The sequence below is a fragment of the Pseudomonas sp. MF6755 genome, assembly GCF_016405635.1.
GTDB lineage: Bacteria > Pseudomonadota > Gammaproteobacteria > Pseudomonadales > Pseudomonadaceae > Aquipseudomonas > Aquipseudomonas haemolytica.
The window spans coordinates 12,659-39,494 of sequence record NZ_JAEKDA010000017.1 but is presented as its reverse complement, the minus strand read 5'-3'; the positions used below and the strand labels follow the sequence as shown (position 1 = coordinate 39,494).

31 protein-coding genes are annotated in these 26,836 nt (G+C 60.0%); 18 read left to right on the top strand and 13 right to left on the bottom strand.

Annotated features, from left to right (window positions below):
- Nucleotides 1–67 precede the first annotated feature (67 nt).
- From JFT66_RS22355 to JFT66_RS22345, 3 genes are all read left to right on the top strand, one after another.
- Nucleotides 68–1,057, top strand: a complete 990-nt coding sequence (locus JFT66_RS22355) for a 2-hydroxyacid dehydrogenase (protein WP_198860167.1) — start codon at nucleotides 68–70, stop codon at nucleotides 1,055–1,057.
- 71 nt (nucleotides 1,058–1,128) lie between these two features.
- Nucleotides 1,129–1,569, top strand: a complete 441-nt coding sequence (locus JFT66_RS22350) for a hypothetical protein (protein WP_034120210.1) — start codon at nucleotides 1,129–1,131, stop codon at nucleotides 1,567–1,569.
- Nucleotides 1,566–1,970: an META domain-containing protein gene (locus tag JFT66_RS22345; RefSeq protein WP_034120211.1), complete on the top strand. Its 405-nt coding sequence runs from the start codon at nucleotides 1,566–1,568 to the stop codon at nucleotides 1,968–1,970. The genes JFT66_RS22350 and JFT66_RS22345 overlap by 4 nt, the downstream gene beginning before the upstream one ends.
- 141 nt (nucleotides 1,971–2,111) lie before the next feature.
- Here the strand turns inward: JFT66_RS22345 and JFT66_RS22340 are convergent, their stop codons facing one another.
- Nucleotides 2,112–2,573 (bottom strand): TlpA disulfide reductase family protein, encoded by a 462-nt coding sequence (locus tag JFT66_RS22340; RefSeq protein WP_034120212.1) that lies wholly within the window; start codon nucleotides 2,571–2,573, stop codon nucleotides 2,112–2,114.
- 115 nt (nucleotides 2,574–2,688) lie between these two features.
- Between JFT66_RS22340 and arsC the strand changes: the two genes are divergently transcribed.
- The 3 genes from arsC to JFT66_RS22325 are packed head-to-tail and all read left to right on the top strand — an operon-like array spanning nucleotide 2,689 to nucleotide 4,053.
- Nucleotides 2,689–3,042: an arsenate reductase (glutaredoxin) gene (arsC, locus tag JFT66_RS22335; protein WP_198860166.1), complete on the top strand. Its 354-nt coding sequence runs from the start codon at nucleotides 2,689–2,691 to the stop codon at nucleotides 3,040–3,042.
- A complete protein-coding gene (wrbA, locus tag JFT66_RS22330; protein ID WP_198860165.1) occupies nucleotides 3,039–3,653 on the top strand; it encodes an NAD(P)H:quinone oxidoreductase in 615 nt (204 codons plus the stop codon). The genes arsC and wrbA overlap by 4 nt, the downstream gene beginning before the upstream one ends.
- Nucleotides 3,637–4,053, top strand: a complete 417-nt coding sequence (locus JFT66_RS22325; RefSeq protein WP_198860164.1) for a DUF2069 domain-containing protein — start codon at nucleotides 3,637–3,639, stop codon at nucleotides 4,051–4,053. The genes wrbA and JFT66_RS22325 overlap by 17 nt, the downstream gene beginning before the upstream one ends.
- Nucleotides 4,054–4,159: 106 nt before the next feature.
- Here JFT66_RS22325 and JFT66_RS22320 read toward each other — a convergent pair whose 3' ends face one another.
- Nucleotides 4,160–4,831: a DNA-3-methyladenine glycosylase I gene (locus JFT66_RS22320; protein ID WP_034120216.1), complete on the bottom strand. Its 672-nt coding sequence runs from the start codon at nucleotides 4,829–4,831 to the stop codon at nucleotides 4,160–4,162.
- A gap of 81 nt (nucleotides 4,832–4,912) precedes the next feature.
- Entirely contained in the window at nucleotides 4,913–5,737 is an 825-nt protein-coding gene (ttcA, locus tag JFT66_RS22315; RefSeq protein ID WP_034120217.1) for a tRNA 2-thiocytidine(32) synthetase TtcA, read from the bottom strand.
- Between the two features lie 283 nt (nucleotides 5,738–6,020).
- On the opposite strand from ttcA, the gene JFT66_RS22310 reads away from it, so the two are divergent.
- Nucleotides 6,021–6,623 (top strand): Yip1 family protein, encoded by a 603-nt coding sequence (locus JFT66_RS22310; protein WP_005789070.1) that lies wholly within the window; start codon nucleotides 6,021–6,023, stop codon nucleotides 6,621–6,623.
- A 128-nt stretch (nucleotides 6,624–6,751) separates the two neighbouring features.
- On the top strand, nucleotides 6,752–7,246 hold the full coding sequence (locus JFT66_RS22305; RefSeq protein WP_153870748.1) for a SprT family zinc-dependent metalloprotease: 495 nt from the start codon (nucleotides 6,752–6,754) through the stop codon (nucleotides 7,244–7,246).
- A 92-nt stretch (nucleotides 7,247–7,338) separates the two neighbouring features.
- On the opposite strand, the gene JFT66_RS22300 is transcribed toward JFT66_RS22305, so the two are convergent.
- Nucleotides 7,339–8,514: a CaiB/BaiF CoA transferase family protein gene (locus JFT66_RS22300; RefSeq protein WP_198860163.1), complete on the bottom strand. Its 1,176-nt coding sequence runs from the start codon at nucleotides 8,512–8,514 to the stop codon at nucleotides 7,339–7,341.
- A 157-nt stretch (nucleotides 8,515–8,671) separates the two neighbouring features.
- Between JFT66_RS22300 and tusD the strand changes: the two genes are divergently transcribed.
- The 6 genes from tusD (at nucleotide 8,672) to JFT66_RS22270 (ending at nucleotide 12,108) form a co-directional block, all read left to right on the top strand.
- The gene (gene tusD, locus JFT66_RS22295) at nucleotides 8,672–9,064 is read left to right on the top strand and encodes a sulfurtransferase complex subunit TusD (protein WP_003192069.1); all 393 of its coding nucleotides are present in this window, start codon (nucleotides 8,672–8,674) and stop codon (nucleotides 9,062–9,064) included.
- Nucleotide 9,065: 1 nt separating this feature from the next.
- The gene (gene tusC / locus JFT66_RS22290; RefSeq protein WP_153870750.1) at nucleotides 9,066–9,416 is read left to right on the top strand and encodes a sulfurtransferase complex subunit TusC; all 351 of its coding nucleotides are present in this window, start codon (nucleotides 9,066–9,068) and stop codon (nucleotides 9,414–9,416) included.
- Nucleotides 9,416–9,694, top strand: coding sequence for a sulfurtransferase complex subunit TusB (gene tusB / locus JFT66_RS22285; RefSeq protein ID WP_034120223.1), 279 nt, complete (start codon nucleotides 9,416–9,418; stop codon nucleotides 9,692–9,694). The genes tusC and tusB overlap by 1 nt, the downstream gene beginning before the upstream one ends.
- Nucleotides 9,691–10,026: a TusE/DsrC/DsvC family sulfur relay protein gene (locus JFT66_RS22280; protein WP_034120224.1), complete on the top strand. Its 336-nt coding sequence runs from the start codon at nucleotides 9,691–9,693 to the stop codon at nucleotides 10,024–10,026. Before tusB ends, JFT66_RS22280 begins: the two co-directional genes overlap by 4 nt.
- Nucleotides 10,023–11,024 (top strand): glycosyl transferase family protein, encoded by a 1,002-nt coding sequence (locus JFT66_RS22275; protein WP_198860162.1) that lies wholly within the window; start codon nucleotides 10,023–10,025, stop codon nucleotides 11,022–11,024. The genes JFT66_RS22280 and JFT66_RS22275 overlap by 4 nt, the downstream gene beginning before the upstream one ends.
- Nucleotides 11,025–11,112: 88 nt before the next feature.
- Nucleotides 11,113–12,108 carry a glutathione S-transferase family protein gene (locus tag JFT66_RS22270; RefSeq protein ID WP_198860161.1) on the top strand — a complete coding sequence of 332 codons (996 nt, stop codon included), beginning with the start codon at nucleotides 11,113–11,115 and terminating at the stop codon, nucleotides 12,106–12,108.
- A 114-nt stretch (nucleotides 12,109–12,222) separates the two neighbouring features.
- On the opposite strand, the gene cysG is transcribed toward JFT66_RS22270, so the two are convergent.
- Genes cysG through ftsK form a run of 6 tightly spaced genes read right to left on the bottom strand, consistent with a single transcriptional unit; the run spans nucleotide 12,223 to nucleotide 19,721 of the window.
- Nucleotides 12,223–13,617: a siroheme synthase CysG gene (gene cysG, locus JFT66_RS22265; RefSeq protein WP_153870752.1), complete on the bottom strand. Its 1,395-nt coding sequence runs from the start codon at nucleotides 13,615–13,617 to the stop codon at nucleotides 12,223–12,225.
- Complete coding sequence (gene serS, locus JFT66_RS22260; protein WP_034120230.1) at nucleotides 13,618–14,898, bottom strand: serine--tRNA ligase; 1,281 nt, start codon at nucleotides 14,896–14,898, stop codon at nucleotides 13,618–13,620.
- Nucleotides 14,899–14,914: 16 nt separating this feature from the next.
- Complete coding sequence (gene crcB, locus JFT66_RS22255; protein WP_034120232.1) at nucleotides 14,915–15,289, bottom strand: fluoride efflux transporter CrcB; 375 nt, start codon at nucleotides 15,287–15,289, stop codon at nucleotides 14,915–14,917.
- Nucleotides 15,289–16,611 carry a replication-associated recombination protein A gene (locus tag JFT66_RS22250; RefSeq protein ID WP_034120233.1) on the bottom strand — a complete coding sequence of 441 codons (1,323 nt, stop codon included), beginning with the start codon at nucleotides 16,609–16,611 and terminating at the stop codon, nucleotides 15,289–15,291. The genes crcB and JFT66_RS22250 overlap by 1 nt, the downstream gene beginning before the upstream one ends.
- Nucleotides 16,612–16,634: 23 nt before the next feature.
- Nucleotides 16,635–17,258: an outer membrane lipoprotein chaperone LolA gene (gene lolA / locus JFT66_RS22245; protein ID WP_153839307.1), complete on the bottom strand. Its 624-nt coding sequence runs from the start codon at nucleotides 17,256–17,258 to the stop codon at nucleotides 16,635–16,637.
- A 54-nt stretch (nucleotides 17,259–17,312) separates the two neighbouring features.
- Nucleotides 17,313–19,721: a DNA translocase FtsK gene (ftsK, locus tag JFT66_RS22240; protein WP_153839306.1), complete on the bottom strand. Its 2,409-nt coding sequence runs from the start codon at nucleotides 19,719–19,721 to the stop codon at nucleotides 17,313–17,315.
- Between the two features lie 499 nt (nucleotides 19,722–20,220).
- Between ftsK and aat the strand changes: the two genes are divergently transcribed.
- The 3 genes from aat to infA all read left to right on the top strand — a co-directional run bounded on the left by aat (nucleotide 20,221) and on the right by infA (nucleotide 21,984).
- Nucleotides 20,221–20,901, top strand: a complete 681-nt coding sequence (gene aat / locus JFT66_RS22235; RefSeq protein ID WP_034120237.1) for a leucyl/phenylalanyl-tRNA--protein transferase — start codon at nucleotides 20,221–20,223, stop codon at nucleotides 20,899–20,901.
- Nucleotides 20,902–20,957: 56 nt separating this feature from the next.
- Nucleotides 20,958–21,665: an arginyltransferase gene (locus tag JFT66_RS22230; protein ID WP_034120238.1), complete on the top strand. Its 708-nt coding sequence runs from the start codon at nucleotides 20,958–20,960 to the stop codon at nucleotides 21,663–21,665.
- 100 nt (nucleotides 21,666–21,765) lie between these two features.
- A complete protein-coding gene (gene infA, locus JFT66_RS22225) occupies nucleotides 21,766–21,984 on the top strand; it encodes a translation initiation factor IF-1 (RefSeq protein WP_002553999.1) in 219 nt (72 codons plus the stop codon).
- A 247-nt stretch (nucleotides 21,985–22,231) separates the two neighbouring features.
- Here infA and clpA read toward each other — a convergent pair whose 3' ends face one another.
- Both clpA and clpS read right to left on the bottom strand, forming a co-directional pair.
- The gene (clpA, locus tag JFT66_RS22220; protein ID WP_034120239.1) at nucleotides 22,232–24,502 is read right to left on the bottom strand and encodes an ATP-dependent Clp protease ATP-binding subunit ClpA; all 2,271 of its coding nucleotides are present in this window, start codon (nucleotides 24,500–24,502) and stop codon (nucleotides 22,232–22,234) included.
- A 29-nt stretch (nucleotides 24,503–24,531) separates the two neighbouring features.
- On the bottom strand, nucleotides 24,532–24,900 hold the full coding sequence (gene clpS, locus JFT66_RS22215) for an ATP-dependent Clp protease adapter ClpS (RefSeq protein ID WP_005789091.1): 369 nt from the start codon (nucleotides 24,898–24,900) through the stop codon (nucleotides 24,532–24,534).
- Between the two features lie 218 nt (nucleotides 24,901–25,118).
- On the opposite strand from clpS, the gene cspD reads away from it, so the two are divergent.
- Nucleotides 25,119–25,391: a cold shock domain-containing protein CspD gene (gene cspD / locus JFT66_RS30050; RefSeq protein WP_034120240.1), complete on the top strand. Its 273-nt coding sequence runs from the start codon at nucleotides 25,119–25,121 to the stop codon at nucleotides 25,389–25,391.
- A gap of 75 nt (nucleotides 25,392–25,466) precedes the next feature.
- On the opposite strand, the gene icd is transcribed toward cspD, so the two are convergent.
- Entirely contained in the window at nucleotides 25,467–26,723 is a 1,257-nt protein-coding gene (icd, locus tag JFT66_RS22205; protein ID WP_034120241.1) for an NADP-dependent isocitrate dehydrogenase, read from the bottom strand.
- Nucleotides 26,724–26,836 lie beyond the last annotated feature (113 nt).

Here is a 26,836-nt window from a genome sequence, read left to right as displayed (position 1 = left end):
GGGGGGGGCAAGCCCCCTCCCATATTCAGTCAGCATTTCAACTTGTAAATTGCAGGGAGCCTTTTTAATGCGCGTCATTCTTTTCAGCAGCCAAACCTACGACCGCGACAGCTTCCTCGGCGAACCTCTCCCCACAGGTCTGGAACTGCAATTCCAACCCGCCCGCCTCAACCTCGACACCGTTGCCCTGGCCGAACATCACGAAGTGGTCTGCGCCTTTATCAACGATGACCTCAGTGCACCGGTGCTGGAGCAGTTAGCCAAGGGCGGCACGCGCCTGATTGCGCTGCGCTCGGCCGGCTACAACCATGTCGACTTGCCAGCCGCCAAACGCCTGGGCCTGATCATCGTGCGCGTGCCCGCGTATTCGCCCCACGCCGTAGCTGAACACGCCGTGGCGCTGATCCTGGCCCTCAACCGCCGCCTGCACCGTGCCTACAACCGTACCCGCGACGGTGATTTCAGCCTGCACGGGCTCACCGGTTTCGATTTGGTCGGCAAAACCGTCGGCGTGGTCGGCACCGGGCAGATCGGCGCGACCTTCGCCAAAATCATGGCCGGCTTCGGCTGCCAGCTGCTGGCCTATGATCCCTTCCCCAACCCGCAGGTGCAGGCCCTGGGAGCCCGCTATGTGAGCCTCCCCGACTTGCTGGCCGAGGCGCAGATCATCAGCCTGCACTGCCCTCTGACCGCTGACAGCAAGCACCTGATCAATGCCCGTTCCCTGGCGCAGATGCAGCCCGGCGCAATGCTGATCAATACCGGCCGCGGTGGCCTGGTCGATACCCCGGCGCTGATCGAAGCGCTCAAGGTTGGCCAGTTGGGTTACCTGGGGCTGGATGTGTACGAGGAAGAGGCCCAGCTGTTTTTCGAGGACCGCTCGGACCTGCCCCTGCAAGACGACGTACTCGCCCGCCTGCTGACCTTCCCCAACGTGATCATCACCGCACACCAGGCGTTCCTCACTCGCGAAGCCCTGGCGGCCATTGCTGGCACCACGCTGGCCAACATTGCAGCATGGGCCAATGGCCGGGCGCAGAACCTGGTCGAGGGATGATCAGCGGTCACATACCAGGCTCATGATAGGCCGGCACCCGTGATAGGATGCCGCGCCTATTTGGAGGATCCATGGCCGAACACGATTTCCGCTTCAGCTTGCTGAGCCCGCAACACACCCTGATCGAATGCCGCGCCCTGGTGCCGGGCCGCTACCAGGTCACCGGCAACGGTGGTTCGATCAAGCATGGCGACGTCCTGATCGTCACCCTGCGCGGCAGTAAAACCCTGTCTATGCGCCTGACCGTAGAAGGTGACGCGCGCTACTCCATCCGCCCGGCTGGCCAATGGGTCGCCATGGCCCAGGGGCCGAAGTTTGGCGAACTGGAGATTCACACCTGGAAGGCCAATTGCGACAGCTGCGACGCCGTGCTCGAATTTGAATTCGCGGTGGAAACCAAGCTGACCAAAGAACCGCTGCAACCGGCCGCCAACGCACGCATCAAAGAACTCGGCTGGGCCAGCGAAGGCGACAAGCACCGCTGCCCGAAATGCCAGCAGGCCGCACAATGAAAGGCGCGTTGCTGCTCGCCGCAATCGGTGTGGGCCTGACGGGCTGCGCGGCGGATGGCGCGAAGCTCGAGCGCGACCACAGCTACGTGGTGGAGTGGATCGGTGAGCGGCCGCTGATGGACTACGCGCACCTGACCGTCACGCTCGGCGCAGATGGCCGTGCCTATGGCAACGGCGGCTGCAACCACTGGTTCGCGCCGTACACCGTCGAGGGCGACAAGCTCAGCTTCGGTCAGCTCGGCAGCACGCGCAAACTCTGCGCCGAAGCCCTGATGGAGCAGGAGCATCGCTTCTTCCAGGCCCTGCAAGGCGTGCAGCGCTGGGATATCTCGCCGATCGAACAGACGCGGTTCTGGCCGGCCGAGGGCAAGCCGATTCGCTTGTGGCTTGAAGAAGGCTGATATCCCACTTTCGGGATTGACTGGATCTAAATGTGGGAGGGGGCTTGCTCCCGATGGCAGTGTGCCGGGCACTACAGGTGCTGGCTGACACACCGCTATCGGGAGCAAGCCCCCTCCCACATTTGACTGGGGACAAGTCTGTCAGCCGCGCAAGGCTTTAAGCTTGGCCAACACACCTTCCGCCGTCTGCTCACCCATCAATTGCTCCCGCACCTTACCCTTGTCATCAATGATGTAGGTCACCGGCAATGCCTCGCTGCGCGGGATCTCGAAGATCCCATCCGGGTTCTGGGCCAGTACCGTGAACTTGATCCCCAGCTTGTCGCTGGCAGCTTTCAGCTCTTCACCCTGCACATTGTCGAAGTTGACCCCGAACACCCCCACACCCTGCCCTTTCACTTGCTCGGCCAGCGCGTTGAGCTCGGGGATTTCCGTGCGGCACGGGCCACACCATTCGGCCCAGTAGTTGACCACCAGCCACTGCTTGTCCAAGCGTTCGGCCGCCACTTTCTGGCCATATTGGTCAACGCCGTAATCGTTACCACAGCCGCTGAGCAGCAGGGTTGTGATGATCGCCAATGCACCGATCAGTCGCCTTGTCATGGGGTATTCCTTTGCAAAAATGAACATGGGCTGCGACCTATCGCCTCTTACGGTTTAAGGACAGGCGCCAGCGCAGGTAGAATACCTGCCACCTTACGCAAGATGCGACCCGCACATGACCGATCTGACGCTTTATCACAACCCGCGCTGCTCGAAATCCCGCGGTGCGCTCGAACTGCTTGAAGCTCGCGGCCTCACCCCAACGGTGGTGCGCTACCTGGAAACCCCACTCGATGCAGCGCAAATCAAGGCCCTGCTGAAAAAACTGGGGATCAGCGCACGCCAATTGCTGCGCACGGGCGAAGACGAATACAAAACCCTCGATTTGGCCGACGCCAGCCTCAGCGAAGCGCAATTGATGGCCGCTATCGCAGCCCATCCCAAGCTGATGGAGCGCCCGATCCTGGAAACCACCACTAAAGCCATCATTGGCCGCCCGCCCGAGAATGTGCTGGAGATCCTGCCGTGAGCGCGCCCTATGTGCTGGTGTTGTATTACAGCCGCAACGGCGCGGTGAGCGAGATGGCCCGGCAGATTGCCCGGGGCATTGAACAAGGCGGCATGGAAGCACGACTGCGCACAGTGCCGGCGATTTCCACCGAGTGCGAAGCCGTGGCGCCGAGCATTCCCGACGAAGGTGCGCTGTATGCCAGCCTGGATGACCTGAAGCACTGCTCGGGCCTGGCCCTGGGCAGCCCGACCCGCTTCGGCAATATGGCCGCGCCGCTCAAATACTTCCTCGACGGCACCAGTAACCTGTGGCTCACCGGCGCGTTGGTCGGCAAGCCTGCCGGCGTGTTCACCTCCACCGCCAGCCTGCATGGCGGCCAGGAAACAACGCTGATGTCGATGCTGCTGCCGCTGTTGCACCACGGCATGCTGATCACCGGCCTGCCCTACAGCGAGCAGGCGCTGCTCAACACCCAGGGCGGCGGCACGCCATATGGCGCCAGCCACCATTCCGGGCCTGACGGCAAGCGCATGCTCGATCAACATGAAATCACCCTGTGCCGGGCCCTAGGCCTGCGCCTGGCCAAGACCGCCACGCTGCTGGAGAACGGCCGTGGCCAGGAAGCCTAAGGTCCTGCCATCCCAGGCGTGGCTGGAACCACGGGTCAAGATTGCACGCGCACTGAGCCTGCTGGCGTTTTTCAGCCTGGTGGGCTTGTTGTGCGTGTACTACCTGTTCATCGCCGATCTGCACGGGGCGCGCCCATGGGTGATCCTGCTGATCGAACTGGTGCCGCTGCTGGTGCTGGCGCCAGGGATGATCATCGGCAGTGCCCGCGGGCATTCGTGGATGTGCTTTGTGGTGAACCTGTATTTCATCAAGGGCGCACTGGCGGCGTACGATCCGAACCGCCAGTGGTTCGGGGTGCTGGAGATGCTGGCGAGCCTGGCGGTGTTTTGTACGGCGCTGCTGTATGCGCGCTGGCGGCATCAGTTGAATCGGCGGTTGGCTGAAGCCCCGGGGGCCTGAAAGTCCGTCTTCGCGAGCAAGCCCGCTCCCACATTTGTCCGCATACATCCTTTGGAATGCGGTCGAATGTGGGAGCGGGCTTGCTCGCGAAGGAATCACCTCGGTCTCAATGATTCACCGTATACGCCAACATCATCGACAACTGGCACATCGGCCGCCCACTCTCGGCATGCCACTGGTTGAACGCGCCCTGCACCGTCGCCAAGTCCCGCAGGCTGGTCGGTGCCTTGTCGACGATCTTCTGTGCGTTCAACGCTGCCACCACGTCATAGCTCGGCACAAACGTATCCTTGCCCACCATCCGCAGAAACCGTGGCGCCGACAGCCCACCCAACTGGTGGCCGTGCTTGCTCAGGTATTTCCATAGCCCGACAATATCGGTCACCGGCCAATCGGCGACAAACGCACCAAAGCTGCCCTTTTCCTGCTCGATATCGAGGATCATCTGCGCATTGCGCGGCACACTCTTGAGCTTGCCCAGGTGGCGAATGATGCGCGTGTCCTGCATCAGGCGCTCCAGGTGCTCGGCACCCATCAGCACGACTTTTTCCGGGTCGAAGCCGAAAAACACCTGCTCGAACGCCGGCCACTTGGCATCGACCACGCTGTGCTTCAAGCCAGCGCGAAACACCCGCAGCGCCAAGGTCGACAGGTAGCGGTCATCAGTAATCTTGCGCAATTGCGCCGGGGTCTTGGGCACAGGCAGATGGGCTTCCAACTCGGCCGCCGAACCGAAGCGGTTCAGACAATATTCGTGCAGCCACTTGTAATCGCGCATGCCCTCTCCTGGCAGTTGAATTCTGGGATTGAAATTGAAAACGGCGCCCGCAAGCGCCGTGTACTAGAGCCTTGATGAGGCTCAGAGGTTCACTACATTGACGAAACGCGAGGCGGCCGTCTCATCGATTTTCAGGCTGGTGAAGTCGAACAGGTTGCGGTCGGCCAACTGTGACGGGATGACATTTTGCAGGCTGCGGAAGATGCTTTCGGTACGCCCAGGGGTCTTGCGCTCCCAGTCCACCAGCATGTCCTTGACCACCTGGCGCTGCAGGTTTTCCTGGGAGCCGCACAGGTTGCAGGGGATGATCGGGAATTGCTTGAAGTCGGAATAGGCCTGGATGTCCTTCTCGTTGCAATACGCCAGCGGGCGGATCACCACGTTGCGCCCGTCATCGGCACGCAGCTTGGGCGGCATAGCCTTGAGGGAGCCGTTGAAAAACATATTGAGGAAGAAGGTCTCGACGATGTCATCGCGGTGATGCCCCAGGGCCATCTTGGTCGCGCCGATTTCGTCGGCAAAGGTATAGAGCGTGCCACGGCGCAGGCGCGAGCACAGCGAGCAGGTGGTCTTGCCTTCCGGGATCAGCTCCTTGACCACCGAGTAGGTGTCTTTCTCGACGATGTGGTACTCGATGCCCAGTTCTTTCAGATAAGCCGGCAGCACGTGCTCGGGGAAGCCTGGCTGTTTCTGGTCCATGTTGACGGCCACGATCTCGAACTTGATCGGCGCAACCTTTTGCAGGTGCAACAACACGTCGAGCATGGTGTAGCTGTCTTTGCCGCCGGAGAGGCAGACCATGACCTTGTCGCCGTCTTCGATCATGTTGAAATCGGCGACCGCTTCACCGGCCAGGCGACGCAGGCGTTTTTGCAGTTTGTTCTGGTTGACCGTAAGAGTGCCCATGGCGCTTGGATCCACTGAAGGTGTGTGACGAAAAGCCGGGTATTTTAGCGAGGTCGAGTACCCACATTCAATGTGAGAGGTGGCAGCATTCCAATCGACAGACCTCACCGCGATTAAGCCCAGGGTTTACAGCGCAATTTGCTCTAAAGGCCTTACGGTTATTCCGGTCATCACTTCCTATACTGCGACTTGAGGTCGCACACATCTATCCAGACCTTTCAGGCCATTTGGCCGGTGGGCGCTCCGATGGGGGGCGATGGTAATAACGACAGGAGTGACTGGCATGATCCATCACGTCGTGGGGCTTTTTACCCATCCCGACCAGGAATGGCGGGAAATCCGTGGCGATAAAGAAGAAAGCATCGGCCACATGTACCTCACTCATACCCTGATTCTCGCGGCGATCCCCGCCGTATCCGCCTTTATCGGCACCACCCAGGTTGGCTGGGTCATCGGCAACCGTGCCCCGGTCATGCTGACCCAGGAAAGCGCGCTATGGATGACCCTCATGTCTTACGCCGCCATGCTCGGTGGTGTGGCGGTGATGGGGGCGTTTATCCACTGGATGGCTCGCACCTACGATGCCAGCCCAAGCATGGCCCGCTGCGTGGCCTTTGCCACCTACACCGCTACACCCTTGTTTGTCGGCGGGTTGGCGGCACTCTACCCGCATATGTGGCTGGGGATGGTCGTGGGCACGGCGGCGATCTGCTACACGGTGTACCTGCTGTATGTGGGGCTGCCGACCTTCATGAGTATCGACCCGGACGAAGGTTTTCTGTTTTCCAGCTCGGTGCTGGCCGTGGGCCTGGTTGTACTGGTCGCGATCATGGCTTTCACCGTGATCGTCTGGGGCCTGGGCGTAGGGCCGATCTACACCAACTGAACGGATAAACCCGCAGGCAAGGCCACCGCAAGGTGGCTTTGTGCGTTATGCATGACCATTCGGCGCCTGACAGATTCGGAAACACCCGGTTTTGCGGCATACTGGGCCTCTCTGGAGATATGTACAGCATGCCCGAGCAACTCAATACCCGCGTCGAAGATTGTTTCCTGCAAGCCGAATCCTTTTTCAAACGAAGCTTCAAACGCCCCCAGGTCAGCCTCAAGCTGCGGGGCCAGAAGGCCGGTGTCGCGCATTTGCACGAGAACCTGCTGCGCTTCAACCCTCAGTTGTACCGTGAAAACAGCCAACACTTTCTCAAGCAAACCGTGGCTCACGAAGTGGCGCATCTGATTGCCCACCAATTGTTCGGCGAGCGTATCCAGCCCCATGGCGAGGAATGGCAGTTGATCATGCGCGGCGTTTATGAACTGCCGCCGGATCGTTGCCACACCTATGAAATCAAGCGCCGGCAGGTGACCCGCTATATCTACCGCTGCCCGTGTGCAGACAGTGATTTTCCGTTTTCGGCGCAGCGCCATGGCTTGGTGAACCAGGGGCGGCGGTATTTGTGTCGTCGATGTCGGCAGACCTTGGTGTTTACCGGACAAACTCGGGTGGAATAAGGGCCTCATCGGGGGCAAGCCCCCTCCCACATTTAATCGGTGAAAACATTTCAAGTGTGGGAGGGGGCTTGCTCCCGATGGCATCAGAACAGTCACCCAACAACCCTGGCCTGCCGCAAATCCGCAATCCGCTGAGCACTGAACCCCAATTGCGCCAGCACCTCATCACTGTGCGCCCCCACCGCTGCACCGATATGCCTCGGCGCTGGCAACCCCTCGGAAAACTTCAACGGGCAGGCAATCTGCGCCTGGCTCGAGCCATCACCCCTCGGCACCTGGCTAACCAGCTCACGAGCCTTCAGTTGTGGATGCTCCACGGCTTCACTCAGGCTCAATACCGGCTCCACACACGCATCCACCCCGGCAAACAATTCACATAGTTCATCAAAGCTGCACTTCTCGAATTCCACCTGCAGGGCCTGCTTGAGCACTGCCTGCTGCTCAGGCTTCACGCTGTGCACCGCCAGTTCCGGCCGCCCCAGAGCCACGCATAACTGCTGCATAAACCCCGGTTCCAGGCTTCCCACTGACATCCAGCGCCCATCGCGGGTCCGATAGTAATCGTAGAAACTCCCGCCATTGAGCACATGGTTCTCCCGCTCGGGCTCCACCCCGCAGGCCAGGTAACCGGCGCCGGCCATGGCGTTCAGGCTGAACGAACAATCGGTCATGCTCACATCCAGGTATTGCCCCACCCCGCTCTGCTGCCTGGCAATCACCGCCGCCAGCAAGCCCACCACCGCATGCAGCGAACCGCCCGCCACATCCGCCAATTGCACGCCCAACGGCAACGGCCCGCTGTCCCGGCGCCCGGTGTGGCTGGCCACGCCGGCCAACGCCAGGTAGTTGATATCGTGCCCGGCGCGGTCTTTATAAGGGCCGGTCTGGCCGTAGCCGGTAATCGACACGTAAATCAGCCGCGGATTGATCGCCTTCAACGCCGCGTAACCCAGGCCCAGGCGCTCCATGACCCCGGGCCGAAACTGTTCGAGCAGGATGTCATGGCCCTTGACCAACTCACGCACGATCTCCACCGCCTCGGCCTGCTTGAGATCCAGGGCCAGGCTGCGCTTGTTGCGATTGAGGTACGCGTGGCTTGCCGACGTGCCGCGGTCATGGGGCGGCAATACACGCAACAGGTCGATGCGCGCAGACGATTCGATGCGCAGCACCTCGGCGCCCATGTCCGCCAGCAGTAAGGAGGCAAACGGGCCGGGTAGCAAGGTGGAAAAATCCAGCACTTTAAGGGACGCCAAGGGACCTGACATGGGGACTCCATCTGGGTTGCGAATAGCCACAGACTAGGCAGCCTGGCGCTTACCGGCAATCGTCAGAACGATCATCCACAGTGACCGTTTTGATCACGGCGGGCTTTTTCGCGGCGGCGGCTTTATGATTGGCCCACGTTTGTTGGCAGAGTGTTCCATGAAGTTCGCGATTGCACTGTATAGCGCCGCCCACGCGCCCTCCTCGCGCCGCGCCCTACTGTTCGCCCAGGCGGCGTTAGCCGGCGGGCACGAGATTGTGCGGCTGTTTTTTTATCAGGATGGCGTGTACAGCGCGTCCAATAACATCGTTGCGCCCCAGGATGAACAAGACATTGCGCGCCAATGGCGCGAGTTCGTCAGCCAGCACCAGCTCGACGGCGTGGTGTGCATCGCCGCCGCCTTGCGCCGTGGCGTGCTTAACGCCGAGGAAGCCGCGCGCTATCAACGCAGTGCGGTCAACCTGGAGGCACCCTGGGCGTTGTCGGGCCTGGGACAATTGCATGACGCGATCCAGGACGCCGACCGCCTGATCTGTTTTGGAGGGCCGTGACATGTCCCAATCCTTATTGGTAATCAGCCGCCAGGCCCCATGGTCCGGGCCGAGTGCGCGGGAAGCGCTGGATATCGTACTGGCCGGTGGCGCGTTTGATCTGCCCATTGGCCTGCTGTTCCTCGACGACGGCGTGTTCCAACTGGCACCGCACCAGGACGCCAAGGCCGTGCAGCAAAAGGACCTCGGTGCCAACCTGCAGGCCTTGGGGCTGTTTGGCATCGAGGATGTGTTCGCTTGCAGCCATAGCCTGGCGGAGCGCGGGCTCACTGTGCCCAGCATCGCCGAGTCTCTGGGTAATGAAGAAATTTCCAGGCTGATTGACCGCTACGACCAGGTGATAACCCTCTGATGTCGACTTTACATGTGCTGTCCCACTCCCCGTTTACCGATAGCCGCCTCGACAGCTGCCTGCGCCTGTGTGGCAGCAACGACGCGATCCTGCTGTGCGGCGATGGTGCCTACGGCTTGCACAGCCCTACCCTGCAAACCAAAGGCGTAAAGGTGTTTGTGCTGGCCGAAGACATGCAGGCGCGCAATTTGCCCCTGCCCGACTGGGCCGACAGCGTGGACTACCCGGGTTTCGTGCAACTGTCGATCGACTATGACAAGGTCAACACCTGGCTATGAACACCCTGACCGTAGGCGCTCGCGCCCTGGAGCTGGACAAGGACGGCTACCTCGTCGACCTGAATGATTGGTCCAACGAAGTGGCAGATGCCCTGGCCGCCGCCGAAGCCCTGGAACTGACCCCGGATCACTGGGAAATCCTCACATTGCTTCGCCAGTTCTACGCCGAATTCCAGCTGTCTCCTGCCACGCGCCCACTGATCAAGTACACCGCCCTGAAGCTGGGTCCGGAAAAGGGCAACAGCCTGCACCTCAATAAACTGTTCAACGGCACTCCCGCCAAACTCGCCGCCAAGCTGGCGGGCCTGCCCAGGCCGACGAATTGCTTATGACCGACTTTGCCCCACTGACCCTCGCAACGCCTGAAGAGCATCCCTTTGCGCAGTTCGTGCGCATCCTCGGCAAAGGCAAGCGCGGCGCGCGCAACCTCACCCGCGAGGAAGCCCGGGAAGCCATGGGCATGCTGCTCGACGAAAAGGTCGAGGACACCCAGCTCGGCGCGTTCCTGATGCTGCTGCGCCACAAGGAAGAAAGCCCGGAAGAACTTGCCGGTTTCACCGAAGCGGTACGCGAACGCCTGAACGCACCGACGTTGAACGTGGATATCGACTGGCCGACCTACGCTGGCAAGAAACGCCACCTGCCGTGGTTCCTGCTGGCGGCCAAATGCCTGGCACAAAACGGCGTGCGCATCCTGATGCACGGCGGCGGCGCCCACACCGCCGGCCGGTTGTACACCGAGCAACTGCTGGACACTTTACAGATCCCGTTGTGCCGCAATTGGCAGCAGGTGCAATCCACCTTCGAGCACGGCAACCTGGCGTTTATCCCACTGGGCGACTGGGCTCCACAACTGCAACGCATGATCGACCTGCGCAACACCCTCGGCCTGCGCTCGCCTATCCACTCCCTGGCGCGGCTGCTCAACCCGCTGAATGCGCGCTGCGGCCTGCAAAGCATTTTCCACCCGGGTTACCAGGGCGTGCATCGCGATGCCAGCGGGCTGCTCGGTGACAATGTGATTGTGGTCAAGGGCGACGGCGGCGAGATCGAGATCAACCCCGACACCCTCAGCCACTTGTATGGCACTACGGGCGGCCAGAGCTGGGACGAAGAGTGGCCCGCCCTCTCCGCCCAGCGTCACGTCAAGCCAGCGGTGCTTGAGCCTGAGCACCTCAAGGCGCTATGGCGCGGCGACGTCGAGGACAGCTACCCGCAGCTGGCCCTGATCGCCACCATGGCCCTGGCCTTGCGCGGCCTCGATCACTCACGGCAACAGGCATTCGAATTGGCCCAGCAATACTGGGATGCGCGGGATAAATCGATTTAATCGATCATTCACGCCCGGTCTTTGCGCTTTTAGTTCGAACTCATGCCTTTAGACTGGGCTCCAACGCTTATCAGCCAAGGAGCCAGTCATGGGTTTACTGATCGAAGGACATTGGAAAGACCAGTGGTACGAAAGTAGCGCAGACGGCGCTTTCCAACGGGAACAGGCACAACGCCGCCACTGGGTGACTGCCGATGGCCAGCCTGGCCCCAGCGGCGAAGGCGGCTTCCAGGCCGAGGCCGGTCGCTATCACCTCTATGTCTCTCTCGCCTGCCCCTGGGCGCACCGCACCTTGATCCTGCGCAAGCTCAAAGGCCTGGAAAGCTTGATCGACGTCTCGGTAGTCAGTTGGTTGATGCTGGAAAACGGCTGGACCTTCGACAAGGCCCACGGCTCCAGCGGTGACAAACTCGACGGTTTCGACTTCATGCACCAACGCTACACCGCCGATACCGCTGATTACACCGGGCGCGTCACCGTACCGGTGCTGTGGGACAAAAAGCTCAAACGTATCGTCAGCAATGAATCGGCGGAGATCATCCGCATGTTCAACAGCGCGTTCAACGAATTGACCGGCAATACCCTGGACTTCTACCCCGAGCCGCTGCGCGCGACCATCGACGCGTTGAACGAACGAATTTACCCCGCCGTGAACAACGGGGTGTACCGCGCAGGCTTCGCCACTTCGCAACAGGCTTATGAAAGTGCCTTTGATGATGTGTTTGCCGAGCTGGACACTCTGGAACAGCATCTGGCCAACCACCGTTACCTGGCCGGCGAATATCTGACCGAAGCCGATGTGCGGCTGTTCACCACGCTGATTCGCTTTGATGCGGTGTATTACAGCCACTTCAAATGCAACCTGCGCAGGATTGCGGATTATCCGAACCTGTCGAATTGGTTGAGGGAGATGTACCAGTGGCCGGGGGTGGCCGAGACGGTGGATTTCGCGCACATCAAGGGGCATTACTATGCCAGCCACCGCACAATCAATCCGACGGGGATTGTGCCGAAGGGGCCGTTGCAGCGGTTTGATGCAGAGCACGATCGTCAGCGGTTGAGGGGTAAGGGGGTCTGGAAGTAATTCAAGAGATGGGTTGTATTTAATGGCCTCATCGGGGGCAAGCCCCCTCCCACATTTCGATTTGTGAATACAGTCAAAATGTGGAAGGGGGCTTGCTTCCGATGCTTTTAAGGTTCACACTTGGGATTGTGCGCCTTCAAACCACTTCAGTTTTTCGCGCAGCACCACCACCTCACCCACAATGACCAATGTCGGCGCATGCACTTCATGCTCCGCCACCATGCGCGGCAAGTCGGCCAGCGTGCCGGTAAACACCCGCTGGTTCGACGTGGTGCCCTGCTGGATCAGCGCCGCTGGCGTGTCCGGCGAGCGACCATGCTTGATCAACTGTTCGCAGATGATCGGCAAGCCAATCAAGCCCATGTAGAACACCAGGGTCTGCGAGGGCCCCACCAGGTCGTGCCAGGGCAGGTCCGACGTCCCATTCTTCAAATGCCCAGTGATAAAACGCACCGACTGCGCATAGTCGCGATGAGTCAGGGGAATCCCGGCATAGGCCGCGCACCCACTGGCAGCGGTTATCCCAGGCACCACCTGGAACGGGATGCCATGGGCCGCCAGTTCCTCGATCTCTTCGCCACCCCGGCCAAAGATGAACGGGTCGCCACCCTTGAGCCGCAGCACGCGCTTACCTTGCTTGGCCAGGTCCACCAGTTGCTGGTTGATCTGGGCTTGCGGCACGGCGTGGTCAGCGCGACGCTTGCCGACATACACGCGCTCGGCATCACGACGGCACAGCTCGAGAATCGCCGGCGCCACCAAGCGGTCGTATAACACCACATCGGCTTGCTGCATCAAACGCAGGGCACGGAAGGTCAACAGGTCCGGATCGCCCGGCCCAGCGCCCACCAGGTAAACTTCGCCCGGCGCGTTCGGTGGTGCACCGTTGACCTTTTCGATCAACAGGCGCTCAGCCTCGTCGCCCTGCCCGGCCAACTGGCGGTCGGCAATCGGGCCCTGGAACACCTCTTCCCAGAACGCGCGGCGCTGCTGCACATCCGGGTATAAACCTTTGACCTGGGCACGAAAACGCGCCGCCAACCCGGCCAACTGGCCGTATGTGGAGGGAATCCAGGTTTCCAGCTTGGCACGGATCAAGCGCGCCAGTACCGGCGCATCGCCGCCACTGGACACCGCAATCACCAAGGGCGAACGGTCGACAATCGCCGGGAAGATCACGCTGCACAAGGCGGGCGCGTCGACCACATTGACCGGTACACAACGACGCTTGGCATCACTGGACACTTGCGCGTTCAGCGGTTCATCGTCGGTCGCTGCGATGATCAGGGTGCAACCGTCAAGGTCGGCCTCCTGATAACCGCGCAAAATCAGTTCCCCGCCACTGCCCAGGACCAACTCACGCAACTGGTCTTCGATCTGGGGAGCAACCACCCGCAGCAATGCACCGGCGTCGGCCAGCAGCCGGGATTTGCGCAAGGCAATCTCCCCGCCACCGACGACCAACACACGACTGCCGCGCAGGTTATGAAACAGCGGCAGAAATTCCATTTAGCCGATGACCTCAACGCCCGCCATGTACGGCTTGAGCACCTCAGGTACACGGATCGATCCGTCAGCCTGCTGGTAGTTTTCCAGCACGGCCACCAGGGTACGGCCTACAGCCAGGCCAGAACCGTTAAGGGTATGCACCAGTTCCGGCTTGCCGGTTTCAGGGTTGCGGAAACGCGCCTGCATGCGACGGGCCTGGAAATCACCGCAGTTGGAGCACGACGAAATCTCGCGGTACTTGTCCTGGCTCGGCACCCACACTTCGAGGTCGTAGGTCTTCACGGCGCTGAAGCCCATGTCGCCAGTGCACAGCGCCAGGACGCGGTACGGCAGCTCCAGCAGTTGCAGCACACGTTCGGCGTTGGCGGTCAGGCCTTCCAGGGCTTCCATGGAAGTCGACGGTTCTACCACCTGGACCATCTCGACCTTGTCGAACTGGTGCTGACGGATCATGCCCCGGGTGTCGCGGCCCGACGCGCCCGCTTCGCTGCGGAAGCATGGGCTGTGGGCAACCAGCTTCAACGGCAACTGCTTGGCGTCGAGGATTTCGCCTGCGACGATATTGGTCAGCGACACTTCGGCAGTCGGGATCAGGTACAGGTCGGCTTCGCCGTCGCGGCTGATCTTGAACAGGTCTTCTTCGAATTTCGGCAGCTGGCTGGTGCCCATCAGCGCCGGCGCCTGAACCAGGTACGGGGTGTAGGCTTCTTCGTAACCGTGTTCGCCGGTGTGCAGGTTGATCATGAACTGCGCCAGTGCACGGTGCATGCGGGCAATCGGGCCGCGTAGCAAGGCAAAGCGTGCGCCGGACATTTTTGCGGCGGTCTCAAAATCCAGGCCACCGGTCAATTCGCCCAGGGCCACGTGGTCCTTGATGTCGAAATCGAAGGTTTTCGGCGTGCCCCAACGGCGCACTTCAACGTTGCCGTCTTCGTCTTCACCCACCGGCACGGATTCGTGGGGCAGGTTCGGAATGCCCAGCAGGATCGAGTCCAACTCGGTCTGAATGCCTTCCAGCTCGATCTTGCCGTCGGACAACTCAGTGCCCATACGCTCGACATCTGCCATCAACGGCGCGATGTCTTCGCCGCGCTGCTTGGCCTGGCCGATGGATTTGGAACGCGCATTACGCTCAGCCTGCAGTGCTTCGGTGCGGGTCTGGACGGTCTTGCGCTGTTCTTCCAGCGCTTCGATGCGCGCAACATCCAAGGCAAAGCCACGGGATGCCAGGCGGTCCGCTACGTCCTGAAGGTTGCTACGTAACAGTTTGGAATCGAGCATGTCGGTCTCTCGTTTATCAAAGTTTGGTCAAGGACAGGCCAGCCCAGGTGGCGAGCAGCCCGCCGAATACGCTGATGCCCAAGTACCCGAAGGCCACCAGGGCCTGCCCGCTTTCCAGCAGGCGCAACGTATCCAGTGAAAAGGATGAAAAGGTCGTCAGACCGCCTACAAAGCCGACAATCAAGCCGGCCCGAATTTCAATCGGTACTTCCGGGCGCAACAGGAACCAGCCGTACAACAGCCCGATAATCAAGCAGCCCACCAGGTTGACCGCCAGGGTCGCCGCATAAAAATGCTTCGGCCAATTGGCGCTGACCCAGGTGCTGGTGGCGAAACGCAATAATGTACCAGCGATGCCCGCAACGGACACGGCAAGAATCGTCTTGAGCACTACTTTCTCCGCTGTCTGGGGCTGAGGCGATCGAGTTGCGCGAGGTGATTGAGCTTTTCGCCGATTTTCAGCTCCAGGCCACGGGGCACCGGCTGATAGAGCGGCAGCGGCTCAAGCTCATCGGGAAAATAGTCTTCACCGGCCGCATAGGCATCCGGCTCATCGTGGGCGTAACGGTATTCATCGCCGTAGCCCAGTTGCTTCATCAGTTTGGTCGGCGCATTGCGCAAATGCATCGGCACTTCGAGGGAGCCATGTTCGGCCGCCGCACGCAGGGCCGACTTGAAGCCCATGTACACCGCGTTGCTTTTCGGCGCGCAGGCCAAGTACGTAATGGCCTGGGCCACTGCCAACTCGCCTTCCGGACTGCCAAGGCGCTCCTGCACCTCCCAGGCGGCCAGGCACAGGCTCAGCGCACGCGGGTCGGCATTGCCGATGTCTTCGCTGGCCATGCGCACTACGCGACGTGCCAGGTACAGCGGGTCGCAACCGCCGTCGATCATGCGCGCAAACCAGTACAGCGCACCATCGGGGTTGGACCCGCGCACAGACTTGTGCAGCGCGGAAATCTGGTCGTAGAAGGCTTCGCCGCCCTTGTCGAAACGCCGGCGCGTATCGCCGAGCAGGCTTTGCAGCAACTCGACGCCAATCTCGCCGCCGTCCTCAGCCAAGTCAGAAGCGTTTTCCAGCAGGTTGAGAAAGCGCCGACCGTCGCCATCAGCGGCCGTGAGCAAAATCTTGAAGCCTTCATCGCTGAGGCTCAACTGGCGCTTACCCAGGCCCTTGTCTTCGCTCAAAGCGCGGTGCAGCAGCTTTTGCATCGCGGCTTCGTCCAGGCTCTTGAGCACATAGACCCGCGCCCGTGACAGCAACGCGTTGTTCAATTCAAACGAAGGGTTTTCGGTGGTAGCGCCGATAAAAATCAGCGTGCCGTCTTCGACATAAGGCAGGAACGCATCCTGCTGCGACTTGTTGAAGCGGTGCACTTCGTCGACGAACAGGATGGTGCGCTTGCCGTATTGCCCGGCCTGCTGCTTGGCGACTTCCACCGCCTGGCGGATCTCCTTGACCCCGGCGAGCACTGCCGAGACCGTCTCAAAGTGCGCATCCGAAACTTTCGCCAGCAACCGCGCCAGGGTGGTCTTGCCCACACCCGGCGGGCCCCAGAAAATCATCGAGTGCAGCGCACCCTGCTCCAGGGCTTCGCGCAGAGGCTTGCCGCGAGCGAGCAGGTGTTCCTGACCGACGTACTCATCCAGGTTGGTCGAACGCAAGCGCGCGGCCAGTGGCTGGGCAATCGGGTCACTTCGAAACAGATCCATGGGCAGCGTTTGAAACCTCTAGATTATTCCTGGATCACGTCGGCACCCTTGGGGATGTCGAACTTGAACTTGGATGCGGGCACCGGCTGGTTGGCCTTGACCCCGGAAAACAGGATATCGGTGCGCTGGCCGACGCTGTCGACCAGGCGCATGTTGTTGATCACGCCGTTGCCAAACGACAGGGACAGGGTGTCAAACAGCGTGTCCTTGGATTTTGGCTTGAGGGTGAACTCGATCACGTTGCTGGCCTGCTTGGAGGTGATCTCGAAGCTGTCGTTGATTTTCGACACATCGCCCGACAGCAGCAGCGCTGGAGTCTGGTTCAGGCGCGGATCCAGCTTTTTGATGGTCGCCTGTTCCAGGTCCGGGTCCCACAGGGTGACTTTCTGGCCGTCGGAAACGATGGTCTGCTCAGCCTTGCCTTCGGTATGCCAGTAGAACAGCCCTGGGCGCTGCACGGCCATTTCACCGGCGGTTTCCTGCAACTGGGTGCCACCGGCATCCAGGGTCAGCTGGGAGAAGCGCGCGGTCAGGGTCTGGGATTTGTCCAGCAGGTTCTTCAGGCTGGCGACGGAAGCCGGGTCAGCGTGGGCCGAAACGGCGGTCAGGGCCAGTGCCGGCAACAACAGCATGCGGATAAAGCGCATGGGAGTCCTCATTGAGTAGTCAGGGCGTGCCGCGTGTTGCCACGCGGCTCGGAGTCAGTCGCGCATCTGCCCGGGGGCGATCACTTCACGCGAGCCGTTGGTGTTCATGGCAGTCACGACGCCGGCATTTTCCATGGCTTCGATCATGCGGGCGGCGCGGTTGTAGCCGATTTTCAGCTTGCGTTGCACCGCAGAGATCGAGGCGCGACGGCTTTCCAGCACGAAGGCCACGGCTTCATCGTACAGCGCGTCGGTTTCAGCATCATCGTCGCCACCGCCGCTGCCACCGTCGAAGCCGCTGCCGGCCTCTTCGACGCCGGCGAGGATGTCATCGTTGTATTCCGGCGCGCCGCGCAGTTTCCAGGCTTCGACCACGCGGTGTACTTCGTCATCGGAAACGAAGGCACCGTGAACGCGGATCGGCAGGCTGGTGCCAGGCGGCATGTAGAGCATGTCGCCATGGCCCAACAGTTGCTCGGCGCCACCCTGGTCGATGATGGTGCGCGAGTCGATCTTGCTGGAGACCTGGAACGCCATGCGCGTCGGGATGTTGGCCTTGATCAGACCCGTGATTACGTCTACCGACGGACGCTGGGTCGCAAGAATCAAGTGAATCCCCGCAGCACGGGCCTTCTGGGCGATACGGGCGATCAGCTCCTCAACCTTCTTGCCGACGATCATCATCATGTCGGCAAATTCGTCGACCACCACCACGATGGTCGGCAGCTTGGTCAGCAATGGCGCTTCATCATGAATGCTTTCGCGCTTGTACAGCGGGTCGGTCAGCGGTGTGCCGGCATCCTGGGCTTCCTTGACCTTGGCGTTGAAGCCCGACAGGTTACGTACCCCCATCTTCGCCATCAGCTTGTAGCGACGCTCCATCTCGGCAACGCTCCAGCGCAGGGCGTTGGCGGCGTCCTTCATGTCGGTAACCACCGGGCACAGCAGGTGCGGAATGCCTTCGTAGATCGACAGTTCGAGCATTTTCGGGTCGATCATGATCAGCTTGGCGTCATCCGGGCCGGACTTGAACAGGATCGACAGGATCATCGCGTTCACACCCACCGACTTACCGGAACCGGTGGTACCGGCCACCAGCAGGTGCGGCATTTTCGCCAGGTCGGTGATCACCGGCTTGCCGCCGATGTCATGGCCGAGGGCCAGGGTGACCGGCGATTTGAAATTGTCGTATTCCGGGGTCGACAGCACTTCGGAGAAGCGCACGATCTGGCGGTCTTCGTTGGGAATCTCGATACCCACGGTGGTCTTGCCCGGGATCACTTCCACCACACGCACGCTGGTCACGGCCAGGGAGCGCGCCAAGTCTTTGGCCAGGTTGGAAATGCGGCTGACTTTCACACCAGCGGCCGGCTGGATTTCGTAACGGGTAATCACCGGGCCGGGGTGGATAGAGTCCACCGATACTTCGACGCCAAATTCCTTGAGCTTGATTTCCAGCAGATGGCCGACAGCCGCCAGGGATTCCGGAGAGTAATTGAGTTGTTTCTTTTCCGCTGGGTCGAGAATCGAGATCGGCGGCAAGGTGCCTTCGACGGCGCTGTCGATGAACAGCGGAGCCTGCTTCTCTTTCTGTACGCGATGGCTGGGTTCGGGGGCCTTGGGCGGTGCCGGAGCGATCACCGGCGGTACCTGCTTCTCGCGGTCCGACATGTGCTTGCTCAGAGCTTGCTCGCGCTCGATCAAGCGCTCTTTGACCTTGGCCTGCTCGCGCCGGTCCGGGGTGCTTGGGGCCACCACTTCATTGACGCGAGTGTCCACCTCGCGAAGCTGCGCAACCATTTGCTTGCGCTCGACACGAGCAGCCCACCAGCGGTTGGCGGCGCCCTGGAACAATTCGAACAGGTCGAGGGTGATCTTGCCGGTCACGTCCATCACCTTGAACCATGACAGGTCGGTGAATACCGTGAGGCCAAACAGGAACAGCGCGATAAACATCAGGGTGCTGCCCTGGATATTCAGGGTTCTGCGTGCCAGGTCGCCGAGACTTTCACCCAGCGCCCCACCCGCGCCCGCCGGCAGGCCGGTAGGCGCATGGAAGTGAATATGCGCCAGCGCCGCACCGGACAGCACCAGAAACACCAGGCCGATCAGGCGCCAGGAGAACAGCCAGCCACTCCACTGCCACGGTTCATGACGCTGGCGGAAGATCTGCCAGGTCTTGATCGCCAGCAGCAGCGGGAAGATATAGGCGAAGTAACCCAGGATCATGAACAGGATATCGGCACTGTAGGAACCCACGGGGCCACCGAAATTCTGCACATCATCAATCTTGCTGTTATGGCTCCAGCCCGGATCGTCCTTGCCATAAGTGAGCAAGGCCATCATCAGGAACAGGCACAGGGCACCGATGGCAATCAGTGCGCCTTCCTTGAGTCGGTAATGCAGGTGCTGGCGCCAGGCCGGTACGACTGCTGCTTTAGGTGCTGCGGCGGATTTCTTCAAAACGGGTCTTTTCCTGCGCCTTTAGCGCGTCCATCTGTTGAATGACTACACACTACTGCTCTATCCCGAGCAGCTGAAAAATGAACAAATGTTGCTGAATCTACTTTTAACACCGGGTGATGGATAGGTGAAATGGCGATAACGCCATAATGGCCGCATTGTACGGGTTTGCGTGCGCGATGCCACACACTTGCCCTTCGCCCGGCAGCCTAGACAATTGATGTGTCACAGCCTGTTCAATTTGAGCATGCATTGTCTTTGCTGACAAAGGCTTATGAGCTGTATTTAGCAATCCAGGCAAGCTTGGCGGATGGCCGGCATGCGCCAGACCCGATTACGACCGCGCCTTATGCGTAGAGTTGCAGAAACACCCGCTCATGCTAATCCTGCCTGACAAGCTATTCGGGCTGGCCCCCTGGCGCCGGGTCGACAATAATCAAGGCTCCCGGGGCAGGCGCCTTACCTGCCACTCCCCTCCCCTTCCATAAGCCTGGATGCCATGCTGACCTGGTTACAACGCGACACCCTGACTTTCCCGCCATTGGCCAAGGCCATGCGCGAACCCAATGGCCTGCTCGCCGCCGGTGGCGACCTGTCGGCCGAACGACTGATCCAGGCCTATCGCCATGGCTGCTTTCCGTGGTTCTCCGAAGGCCAGCCTATCCTCTGGTGGTCACCTGACCCGCGCACGGTAATCTTCCCCAACGAGCTGCACGTTTCCCGCAGCCTCGGCAAATTATTGCGCCAACAGCGTTATACCGTGACCTTCGACCAGGATTTCGCCGCCGTCATCCAAGCCTGTGCTGCGCCCCGCGCCTATGCGGATGGCACCTGGATCACCGAAGGTATCCAGAATGCCTACCTGGAGCTGCACCAGCGTGGCTATGCCCATTCCGTCGAGGTGTGGGACCAGGGCGAACTGGTGGGCGGCCTGTATGGCCTGGCAATGGGTCAGTTGTTTTTTGGCGAATCCATGTTCAGCCGCGCCGACAACGCCTCGAAATTCGGCTTCGCCACATTGACCCGGCAGCTGCAAGCCTGGGGATTTGTGTTGATCGACTGCCAGATGCCCAATGATCACCTGCATAGCCTGGGTGCCCGCGCCATACCGCGCAATGACTTCGCCGACTTCCTGCGCAAACATTTGGACCAGCCCAGCTCTGGACCGTGGGTTTCCTAGGCGACTTTCGCCTACCTGGCATACACTTATTTCAAAGCTTACCCCGAGGGTTGATCATGACCGAGCTGGCGCGCTTGAAGTTTTATGCCACTCAAGCCCACTCTTGCAGCTATCTGCCCGACGAGCAGGCCACCACGCTGTTCCTCGACCCCAGCCAGCCGATGGACGTGCACGTGTACGCCGACCTGTCCGAGATGGGCTTTCGTCGCAGCGGCGACCACCTGTACCGCCCCCACTGCCAGAATTGCAACGCCTGCGTACCGGCGCGCATCCCGGTCGCGCAATTCTTGCCGGACCGCAACCAGAAACGCATTCTCAAGCGCAATGCCGACCTGACGGTAACCGCCACCAAGCCGCAGTACAGTGAAGAATATTTCGATCTTTACCAACGCTACATCGAACAGCGTCACGCCGATGGCGACATGTTCCCGCCCAGCCGCGATCAGTTTTCCACCTTCCTGGTACGCGACCTGCCCTTCTCGCGCTTCTACGAGTTCCGCCTCGACGGCCGCCTGCTGGCCGTAGCCGTGACCGACCTGCTGCCCAACGGCCTGTCGGCGGTGTACACCTTCTATGAACCGGCCGAGGAGCGCCGCAGCCTCGGACGCTTTGCCATCCTTTGGCAAATAGGCGAAGCATTGCGCCAGGAACTGGAGGCGGTGTACCTCGGATACTGGATCAAGAACTGCAAAAAGATGAACTACAAGACCCAATATCGGCCCATTGAGCTACTGATTAATCAAAGATGGGTCACGCTTAACTAGAACCCCTTGGCTTAAACACCCTTTTTCGGGCACAATGCACGCCGCTTTTGCCTGGCGCAGTTGCACCGGGCCATTCACTGGATACCGAGGGCTTTACTGCATGTCGAAAGAAGACAGCTTCGAAATGGAAGGCACTGTCGTCGACACCCTGCCCAACACCATGTTTCGTGTGGAGTTGGAAAATGGGCACGTCGTAACCGCGCATATCTCCGGCAAGATGCGCAAGAACTACATTCGTATTCTTACCGGTGACAAAGTGCGCGTCGAGCTGACGCCCTATGACTTGAGCAAAGGGCGCATCACTTACCGCGCTCGCTAAGCAAGTCAATACAAAACGCCCGGTTATGCCGGGCGTTTTTGTGTGTGTGGCATTTGCCCCAGCAACACAAATCCCTGTGGGAGGGGGCTTGCTCCCGACAGCAGTGGGCCAAGCAACTAATCTGTTGCTGAACCACCGCCATCGGGAGCAAGCCCCCTCCCACATTTGATCTGCATTGTTTTGGCGATTAGGTTTCAAGTCAGCAAAAAGGCGCCTTTCGGCGCCTTTTCTTGTTGCTGCACAGCGATCAGGCCATTTCAGCCGTGGTTTCGAACTCGAAGGTCAGCTCGCCGTCCTTCAGGTCGATATGCACCACACCACCATGGTCGGAGAGCTCGCCGAACAGGATCTCTTCGGCCAATGGCCGCTTGATCTTGTCCTGGATCAGACGCGCCATTGGGCGAGCGCCCATTGCCGCATCGTAGCCACCCTCTGCGATCCAACTGCGGGCCGCCTCCGTCACGTCCAGCTGCACGCGCTTGTCTTCCAACTGCGCTTGAAGCTCGGTGAGGAACTTGTCCACCACGCTTTTGATGACCTCATGGCTGAGGCGACCAAACTGGATAATGGTATCCAGGCGGTTGCGGAACTCCGGCGTGAAGCTCTTCTTGATCACTTCCATGGCATCAGAAGAGTGATCCTGATGCGTGAAGCCAATCGACGCCCGCGCAGCCGTTTCGGCACCGGCGTTGGTGGTCATGATCACGATCACGTTGCGGAAGTCCGCCTTGCGCCCATTGTTGTCGGTCAGGGTCCCGTGATCCATCACCTGCAGCAGCAGGTTGAAGACTTCCGGGTGAGCCTTCTCGATTTCATCGAGCAGCAATACGCAATGCGGCTGTTTGGTGATCGCCTCGGTCAACAGACCGCCCTGGTCAAAGCCGACATAGCCCGGAGGCGCACCGATCAGGCGCGACACAGTGTGACGCTCCATGTATTCGGACATGTCGAAACGCACCAGTTCGATACCCATGGCCTTGGCCAACTGCCGCGCCGCCTCGGTCTTGCCGACGCCGGTCGGACCTGCGAACAGGAACGAACCGACAGGTTTGTCCGGCGACTTGAGGCCCGCACGCGAAAGCTTGATCGCGGTGGACAGCGCATCGATGGCCGCATCCTGGCCGAATACCGTGAGCTTGAGGTCGCGCTCCAGGTTACGCAGCAGCTCCTTATCGGAACTGTTGACGTGCTTGGGCGGAATTCGCGCGATCTTCGCCACGATGTCCTCGACCTGCGGCACGTCGATGCGCTTCACACGCTTCTCGACCGGTTGCAGGCGCTGGTAGGCGCCCGCTTCGTCGATCACATCGATGGCCTTGTCCGGCATATGCCGGTCGTTGATGTAGCGCGACGCCAGCTCAGCAGCAGCACGCAGGGCCTCATCGGTGTATTCGATGCCATGGTGCGCTTCAAAACGCCCCTTGAGCCCGCGCAGGATGCCAATCGTGTCTTCAACCGAAGGCTCGGACACGTCGACTTTCTGGAAACGTCGCGCCAGGGCACGGTCTTTCTCGAAGATCCCGCGGAATTCCTGGAACGTGGTCGAACCGATGCAGCGGATATCACCCGACGACAGCAACGGCTTGAGCAGGTTGGAGGCGTCCATCACGCCACCGGATGCCGCACCGGCACCGATGATAGTGTGGATCTCGTCGATAAACAGGATCGCCTGCGGACGTTTTTTCAGCTCGCCGAGCAGCGCTTTGAAGCGCTTCTCGAAATCGCCACGGTACTTGGTCCCGGCGAGCAAGGCGCCCAGGTCAAGGGAGTAGACGACGCTGTTGGCCAGCAAGTCTGGCACCTGATTGTCGACGATACGCTTGGCCAGGCCTTCGGCGATTGCGGTTTTACCCACGCCCGCTTCACCCACCAGCAACGGGTTGTTCTTGCGACGACGAGCAAGGATCTGCGCTACACGCTCAACCTCGAGTTCACGCCCCACCAGCGGATCGATCCGCCCCTGGCGCGCCAACTCATTGAGATTGCTGGCATAGGCATCCAGTGGATTGCCCGAAGAAGAAGACTCACCGCCCTCGTCATCCTGCATATCCTGCTCACCCTCGGAATGATCGCCGTGCCCAGGCACTTTGGAGATACCGTGGGCGATGTAATTGACCACATCAATACGGGCAACGCTCTGCTGCTTGAGCAGGAACACTGCCTGGCTTTCCTGTTCGCTGAAAATCGCCACAAGCACATTGGCGCCCGTGACCTCACGCTTACCGGAGCTCTGTACGTGGAAAACAGCACGCTGCAATACCCGCTGGAAGCCCAGGGTTGGCTGGGTTTCGCGGTCCTCGTCATGCACGGGGATCAGTGGCGTGGTGGAGTCGATAAACTCCTGCAGGTCATGCTTGAGTTTGTCGAGGTTGGCGCCGCACGCACGCAGAACGGTGGCGGCAGCTTCGTTATCCAAAAGTGCCAGCAGCAGGTGCTCGACAGTCATGAATTCATGACGTTTCGAGCGAGCCTCCTTGAAGGCAAGATTGAGGGTGACTTCGAGCTCGCGGTTTAACATAGCTTCACCTCATACCCAAGTGGTCGGCGTTAACCGTCCTTCTCGATTTCACAGAGTAGCGGATGCTGGCTTTCCCTGGCGTACTGGTTGACCTGCATGGCCTTTGTCTCGGCGATGTCGCGGGTAAACACTCCACATACTGCCCGTCCTTCTGTGTGAACGGCCAGCATTACCTTGGTCGCCAACTCGCGGTTCAGGTTAAAAAACACCTCGAGCACTTCGACGACGAAATCCATCGGTGTGTAGTCATCATTGAACAAAACCACCTTGTACATCGGCGGCGCCTGTAAAGCAGGCTTGGCCTCCTGAACAGCAATGCCTGCAGAACCGTCGTCGTCATGTTCCTGATCCGGGCGATCCTGATTGAATGTTAGTCGAATCTGGCTGTTTGCATGCATGGAAAGAAAGGTTCGTCAGTGGTTCAAATACAGTGGTGGGGGCGACCTGTCAGAATTTCAACTCTGACCGACTGGTCGCCTTGACTATCGGCGAATCGGTGTTACAACCAATAGAACCCACAGTGGGTAAAAAAGGTCCGCGCAGTCAACCTTATTTATTCGGGTTAGGACGGATAGACAGGATGATACTCCAGTGATGGAGTCTGGTGCAGAGGGATATGGGAATGGCTAGTGGTAAGGTCAAGTGGTTCAACAATGCCAAGGGCTTCGGCTTCATTAATGAAGACGGCAAGACTGAAGACCTTTTTGCGCATTACTCAGCAATCAAGATGGATGGCTACAAGACTCTGAAAGCGGGTCAGCCTGTCAGCTTTGAAATTATTCAAGGCCCCAAGGGCAAGCATGCCGTAGGTATCAGTGCGCCCGCCGTCACTGAAGACGCTAGGAAAACAGCAGCGCCAGCTCAAAAACCAAAAAAGCAAACGGCCTGATCAGCCACCGAGCAAAGCCTTGAAAGCCAAGCCGGCTACCCTGAGCCATCAGAGCAGCCGGTTTTTTCTGCCTGCTTACATATGCTTGATCAATGCATCACCAAAGCCCGACGACGACACCAGCGTAGCGCCATCCATCAAGCGCTCGAAGTCGTAAGTCACGGTCTTGGCCGAAATCGCGCCATTGGTGCCCTTGATGATCAAGTCAGCCGCCTCGGTCCAGCCCATATGGCGCAGCATCATCTCCGCCGACAGGATCAATGAACCTGGGTTGACCTGGTCCTTGCCCGCATACTTGGGTGCCGTGCCGTGGGTCGCCTCGAACATCGCCACAGTATCGGACAGGTTGGCCCCTGGAGCGATGCCGATGCCACCCACTTCCGCCGCCAATGCATCAGACAAGTAGTCGCCGTTCAGGTTAAGCGTTGCGATCACGTCATATTCAGCCGGACGCAACAGGATCTGCTGGAGCATGGCGTCGGCGATGGCATCCTTGACCACTACATTCTTGCCGGTCTTGGGGTTCTTGAACTGCATCCACGGGCCGCCATCGAGCAGGGTCGCACCAAACTCTTCAGCCGCCACTTCGTAGGCCCATTCCTTGAAGGCACCTTCGGTGAACTTCATGATGTTGCCTTTGTGCACGATGGTCAGCGAATCGCGGTCGTTATCCACCACATATTGCAGGGCTTTACGTGCCAGGCGCTTGGTGCCCTCTTTCGAGACCGGCTTGACGCCAATCCCGCAATCCTGGTCGAAACGAATCTTGGTGACACCCATTTCCTCCTTGAGGAACTTGATCACCTTGATCGCTTCCGGGGAACCCGCCTTCCACTCGATGCCGGCGTAAATATCCTCTGAGTTCTCACGGAAGATGGTCATGTCCACGTCGCCAGGTTTCTTGACCGGGCTAGGCACACCTTCGAACCAGCGCACCGGGCGCAGGCACACATACAGGTCGAGTTGCTGGCGCAGGGCCACGTTCAGCGAGCGAATACCGCCCCCGACCGGCGTGGTCAGCGGGCCCTTGATGGAGACCACGTAATCTTTGACCGCATCCAGTGTTTCCTGGGGCAGCCAGGTATCCTGGTCGTAGACCTGGGTAGCCTTTTCGCCGGCGTAAACCTCCATCCACGAGATCTTGCGCTTGCCGCCGTAAGCCTTTTCAACAGCTGCGTCGACCACCTTGATCATTACCGGGCTGATGTCGACGCCGATACCGTCACCTTCGATGTAGGGGATGATCGGTTGGTCAGGAACATTGAGAGAATGGTCTGCATTGACGGTGATTTTGTCGCCGACTGCCGGAACCTGAATCTTCTTGTATCCCATGCTGAACTCCATCTATGGATTGAACATCTGGCTGCGTCCGAGCCTACTCCAGATACATGGCGACTGAAACCTCGCACCATACTCATTTGCATCGAAAACAGCACATTTAGTTG